Below are 5,730 nucleotides of genomic sequence, written 5' to 3'. Positions count from 1 at the left end.
GGCTGGTCATCACCGACCACGGCAGCACCACCCACGCGAAGATCGGCGTCGAGAAGGTCAACCCGGACATCCGCGAGGCCCGGACCGCCCACGAGGACACCCTCGTCTTCCAGGGTCTGGAGTGGAACATCCCGGCCGCCGAACACGGCACCGTCTTCGTCCACCCCGGCCGCCACGAGGTCTCCGTCCTCAAGCAGTTCGAGACCGACTACGACGGCAGCGTCAAGGGCGCCGGCGACTCCACGCCCGCCAACGAGGCGCTCGCCGTGGCCGGCCTCAACTTCCTCGCCGACCAGGTCAGACGGCGCAAGGTCCAGGACGCCCTGATGCTCGCCAACCACCCCGCGCGCAAGGGCATCGACTCCCCGCACGAGATCCGCGCCTGGCGCGACGCCACCGGTACCGGCGACCGGCAGATCGCCGTCGGCTTCGAGGGCGCTCCCGGCCACCAGGCCGCCGGCCTTCCGAAGCCCCTCGGCATGGGCCGCGCCCGCGGCATCTACGACGGCAGCCCCGGCGCCAACTCCTTCCCCGGCTACCCGCTGGAGAGCTACCGCACCTGGGGCGGCTTCGACTGGATGACCGCCACCGTCGGCGGCCTGTGGGACAGCCTCCTCGCCGAGGGCCGCCCCTGGTGGATCACCGCGAACTCCGACTCCCACCAGGTGTACGCCGACACCGGCGCCCGGGGCGGCGGCGACTTCGCGGCCAACGGCCGCTACGACGACCCCGTGTACGCGGGGAAGATCGACGTCACCCAGGGCGACTTCTGGCCCGGACAGTACAGCCGTACCCACGTCGGTGCCGACGGCTTCTCCTACGCCGCGGTCATGGACGGCATCCGCGCCGGCCGCATCTGGGTCGACCACGGGCAGCTCGTCAGCGGCCTCGACGTCCGCGTCTCCGGCGGCAGCCGCTGGGCCACCCTCGGCGGGGCCCTGCACGTACGCAAGGGCACCAAGGTCACGCTGACCGCCGACATCGCGCTCGCCGGCGGCACCAACTGGGCCGGGTTCACGCCGAAGCTCGCCCGCGTCGACGTCGTCCAGGGCGATGTCACCGGCCCGGTCGCCGACAAGGACACGTTCACCGCCCCGACGGCGAGGGTCGTCCGCTCGTACGACATCGACAAGCCGGCCGGCACCGTCCGCGTCACCTTCGACCTCGGCCGCGTCGACCGCCCGCTGTACGTCCGGCTGCGCGGCACCGACGGCAACCGGTCCGCCGTCGGCGCGATGGGCGCGAAGGTCGACCCGGCGGGCCCGGCCCTCGACGTCGTCGGGGACGCCGACCCGTGGCGCGACCTGTGGTTCTACACCAACCCGGTGTGGGTCCTGCCGTCGTGACGCCGTACGCCCTCACCGTGGACGCGGGCATCCGGGACCTGCTCGACGCCGACCACCTGCTGTGCGAGATGGCGGCCGGACTCGCCCTTCCCGAGGACGTGTCCGGCTGCACGCACCTCGTGCGCGACGGCCGGCCGCGCGTCGTGGTGTCCCTGTCCCTGCTCTCGCGGCCGCTCCCGGACACCCTCCGGGAGCGGCTCGCGGGGTACGGTTCCGTCTCCCCGGGACTGCCCGACGAGGTCGGGCGCGCGGTGCTCTACCCGGGCGTTCGCGCTCTCACCGGCACGATGACCGTCGCGGAGCTGCTCGCCGGTTCCGCGATCGCCCGCGTGACGGTGCTGGGCACACCCGGACCACCGGATCCGGAGACCCGCGTGGTGACCCGTGACCACGTCCGGCCGCAGTGGCAGCGGGACGAACTCGTCCTCGCCGCCACTCCCGCCCTGGGCGGCACCCTCGTACCGTTCGAGGCCCCGGACCCCACGCCCTGCTGCGCGGACCACTGAGCGGGGTCTCCGCCGGCTCCTCGGGGAACCCCCGGAAGTACTGCCCGAACAGGAAGCAGGCCGACGTCCGGCCCGGGACCGCGGTGAGGTCCGGGCCGGGACGCCGACGGCCCGGGGCGGCGGGTCGCGGTGCCTGCCGTGCGGTCAGTCGCCCAGCACGTCCCGCACGAAGGCGTTGGTGAACTTCCCCTCCGGGTCCAGGTCACGCACGAGCGCCCGGAAGTCGTGCAGGCACGGATAGCGGGAGTGCAGCTCCGCCGCCGGTGTGGTGAACACCTTCCCCCAGTGCGGCCGCGCCCCGAACGGCGCCAGCGCCTCCTCCACCCGCGTCACCACGGGCAGCACCGTCCGGGTGTCCTCGACCCAGGTGAAGTGGACGGCCACCGTGTCCCGCCCGTAGGAGGGGCTCAGCCACTGGTCGTCGGCGGCGACGGCGCGCACCTCGCAGGTCTGCAGCACCGGCGCGACTCCCTCCCGGATCCCGTCCAGCGCCCGCAGCACGCCGACGGCCGACCCGCGCGGCATCAGGTACTCCGACTGGAGCTCCGCCCCGCTGCTCGGCGTGAACTCCGCCCGGAAACGCGGCAGCCGCTCGTGCCAGGGCCCCGGCACCCCGAACTGCTCGGTGCAGTTCACCGCGGGCATCCCCGGCACCGGGTGCATCTTCTCGGTCGCGGCCGGAGCCCAGGGGAAGTCCGGCAGCGGCTGGTCGGTGCGCCGCTTCACCCACACCTGACGCAGGCCCGGCGCCCGCCAGTCGGTGAACAGGCTCACGCTGTACGCCGCCGGCATCACCTTCTCGAACGTGGCCTCGTCCAGCCCATCCAGGGGCATCCCGGTGAACACACGCTGCTCGACCTCGAAGGCCGGTTCCAGGTCCAGGGTGAGCGCGGTGACGACACCGAGTGCGCCCAGCGAGGTGACCGCGCCGCCGAACCGCTCGTCGCCGCGTGCGAGGGTCACCGCCGAGCCGTCCGCCGTGACCAGCTCCACCGCGCGCACCGACGAGGCCAGCGGACCGTTGCCGACCCCGGAGCCGTGGGTGCCGGTGGCGACCGAGCCGGCCACCGAGATGTGCGGGAGCGACGCCATGTTCGCCAGCGCCGGCCCCTGCCGGTGCACCTCACGGGCCAGCTTCGCGTAGCGGACCCCGCCCCCGACCCGTACCGTCCGGGCCGTCGTGTCCACGTCGATCCGCGGGGGCAGGGCGTCGAGGGAGAGCAGGACGCCGTCCGCACCGGCCTCGGCGATCTCGTTGAAGGAGTGCCCGCTGCCCAGGGCCCGCACCCGACGGCTGCCGGCGACCAGCGCGCGCAGTGCCTCCACGGTGCGCGGACGGTGCAGCTCCCCGGCGGCGTACGTGATGTTGCCCGCCCAGTTGGTGACGCTCTCGGCCATCCCTCGTCCTTCGCGACCCTCGGGGCCGGAAGGGGCCCCGGTCGGAACCTGTCCCGGGAGTGACCCACGCCATGTGGGGGGACCCGGCACCCCGGATGCCCCGCCGGGGGCATACCGTGAGGAGTCGTACGTCCGAACCGGGAGGAGAACACGTCGATGGGCAGCCGTACCGCGCTGGTCGAGGATCTGATGGAGCGGTTTCCGCACGTACCGCGCGAGGCCGTTCTCAAGGAGGACCTGCTGCGCGGCGGTGTGGCCTTCGACCCGTCCGCGCTCAGCGACAACGAGAACGGCGAGGTCAAACCGAAGTCCTACTTCATCTTCTCCTTCGACCACGGCACCCTGCCCGAGCTGGGTGAGGCCGCGCTGCGGCGCCCGCCGGAGGAGATCATTCTCACGGGCGGCCCGTACGGCCTGCGCCGCACGGTGGTGTCGGTGCGCGTGAACCCGGCCTCCCCCTACCGCGTCGCCGCCGACGAGCACGGCGTGCTCGGGCTCTACCTCGACGGGAAGCGGATCTCGGACGTCGGGGTGCCGCCCATGCCCGAGTACTACCGGCACACCCTCGCCAACGGGAAGTCGGTCATGGAGGTCGCCCCGACCATCCAGTGGGGCTATCTGATCTATCTGACCGTCTTCCGGGTCTGCCAGTACTTCGGTGCCAAGGAGGAGTGCCAGTACTGCGACATCAACCACAACTGGCGCCAGCACAAGGCGGCCGGCCGGCCCTACACCGGCGTGAAGGACGTCGAGGAGGTCCTCGAGGCCCTGGAGATCATCGACCGTTACGACACGGCGAAGACCTCCACCGCCTACACCCTCACCGGCGGCGCCATCACCAGGACCGTCTCGGGTCGTGACGAGGCCGACTTCTACGGCCACTACGCCAAGGCCATCGAGGAGCGCTTCCCCGGCCGCTGGATCGGCAAGGTCGTCGCCCAGGCGCTGCCCAGGGACGACGTGCAGCGCTTCAAGGACTACGGCGTGCAGATCTACCACCCCAACTACGAGGTGTGGGACGAGTACCTCTTCAAGATGTACTGCCCGGGCAAGGAGCGCTACGTGGGCCGCGACGAGTGGCACAGGCGCGTACTGGACTCCGCGGACGTCTTCGGCGCGCGCAACGTGATCCCCAACTTCGTGGCGGGCGTGGAGATGGCCGAGCCCTTCGGGTTCAAGACGGTCGACGAGGCGATCGCCTCGACCACCGAGGGTCTGCGCTTCTTCATGTCGCACGGCATCACGCCCCGCTTCACCACCTGGTGCCCCGAGCCGACCACCCCGCTCGGCAAGGCCAACCCGCAGGGCGCGCCGCTGGAGTACCACATCCGGCTGCTCCAGGCGTACCGGCAGACCATGGAGGACTTCGGCCTGTCCTCGCCCCCCGGCTACGGCCCGCCCGGACCCGGCAACGCGGTGTTCTCCGTCAGCTCCTTCATGGACAGCCTCCCCGCGCAGGAGCCCGCGGAGACCGTCTGAGACGTCCGGGCGTCCCGGAGGTACGCACAGCGAGGAAAGATCGGGAAGGCCGGAACCGAGACGTTCCGGCCTTCCTTGCGTATGGTCCACGCGAGGGGTTGCCAAGCGGCCACAGAAAGTGAAAGCAGCGCTTGTCAGTTGTGTCGAGGACGTGAAAAACTCGTCCACTGCCGCGAGGTTTCCCTCAACTCCAATGCCGGTATGGCGAGTTGACCTCGCTCGTGGATGCAGGAGTCTCATGCCCGACCTGCCGAGCCCTCAGGACGCCACCGAGGCGGCGTTGTTCTCCGAATGCTGGGACGCGGTGCTCTCCTTCGCCGACCTCTGCACGGCGGGATCCACCGCCGCGGCCGAACTGGCCCGCGAGGCCTTCACCGTGGGCATAGGGGAACTGCGCGCTGCCGAGACGGGCACCGTACGGGGTACCGGCCGGCGTTCCACCCGGCTGCCCCGGATACCCCTGCTGCTGAGCGCCGTTCGCACCACCGCGGCCGCCTGGGAGGAAGCGGGACAGGGGCACAAGCTCGACCCCGACCTCCGGCTGTGGCTCCACTCCGACCAGGCCGCCCGCTACACGGGTCCGCCGCTGCGGCGCCCGGTCGCCGTACGCGGACTGCGCGACCTGCAGCAGGCGGACGCCGAACTGCTGTGGCTGGCCGAGGCGGAAGCCCTGCCGCTGCCCCTGATCGCGCGCCGGCTCGGCCTCGACCCCGGCACGGCGGCCGACGAACTCGCCCAGGTGGGCCGCCTGTTCCGGGACCGCTGCCACCGCAACCACCTCGACTCGCCGATGGACGCCGAGTGCCGCAGCTACGCCCGGCTCCTCGACGCCGTCACCCGCTCGCCCGCCGCGGACACCCCCGGTGACCTCTCCCGGCACCTCGCCACCTGCCACCAGTGTGCCGAGGCGGCCGCCTGTCTGCGGCTCCACGGCGGGGGACTGCCCGGGGCGCTGGCCGGAGGAGTGATCGGCTGGGGCGGCCTCGCCTATCTGGAGCGCC

The 5,730-nt window shown here is 72.1% G+C and carries 4 protein-coding genes and 1 pseudogene; 4 read left to right on the top strand and 1 reads right to left on the bottom strand.

Annotated elements, in window-relative coordinates:
• The coding region (locus B9S61_RS03120; RefSeq protein ID WP_103540800.1) for a histidinol-phosphatase at positions 1–1,346 on the top strand (1,346 nt) is incomplete at its 5' end.
• Complete coding sequence (locus tag B9S61_RS03115; RefSeq protein WP_258039527.1) at positions 1,328–1,852, top strand: hypothetical protein; 525 nt, start codon at positions 1,328–1,330, stop codon at positions 1,850–1,852. The genes B9S61_RS03120 and B9S61_RS03115, both read left to right, overlap by 19 nt.
• A gap of 144 nt (positions 1,853–1,996) precedes the next feature.
• On the opposite strand, the gene B9S61_RS03110 is transcribed toward B9S61_RS03115, so the two are convergent.
• Positions 1,997–3,250 (bottom strand): D-arabinono-1,4-lactone oxidase, encoded by a 1,254-nt coding sequence (locus B9S61_RS03110; RefSeq protein WP_103540798.1) that lies wholly within the window; start codon positions 3,248–3,250, stop codon positions 1,997–1,999.
• A gap of 156 nt (positions 3,251–3,406) precedes the next feature.
• Here B9S61_RS03110 and B9S61_RS03105 point away from each other — a divergent pair, with 156 nt between their 5' ends.
• Entirely contained in the window at positions 3,407–4,729 is a 1,323-nt protein-coding gene (locus B9S61_RS03105; RefSeq protein WP_103540797.1) for a radical SAM protein, read from the top strand.
• A 238-nt stretch (positions 4,730–4,967) separates the two neighbouring features.
• Positions 4,968–5,730, top strand: a pseudogene (locus B9S61_RS03100) (cellulose-binding protein); the annotation flags it as partial.

It is taken from the genome of Streptomyces sp. SM1 (assembly GCF_002910825.1).
Lineage (GTDB): Bacteria > Actinomycetota > Actinomycetes > Streptomycetales > Streptomycetaceae > Streptomyces > Streptomyces okerensis.
This window is presented reverse-complemented; position numbering and strand designations above follow the sequence as displayed.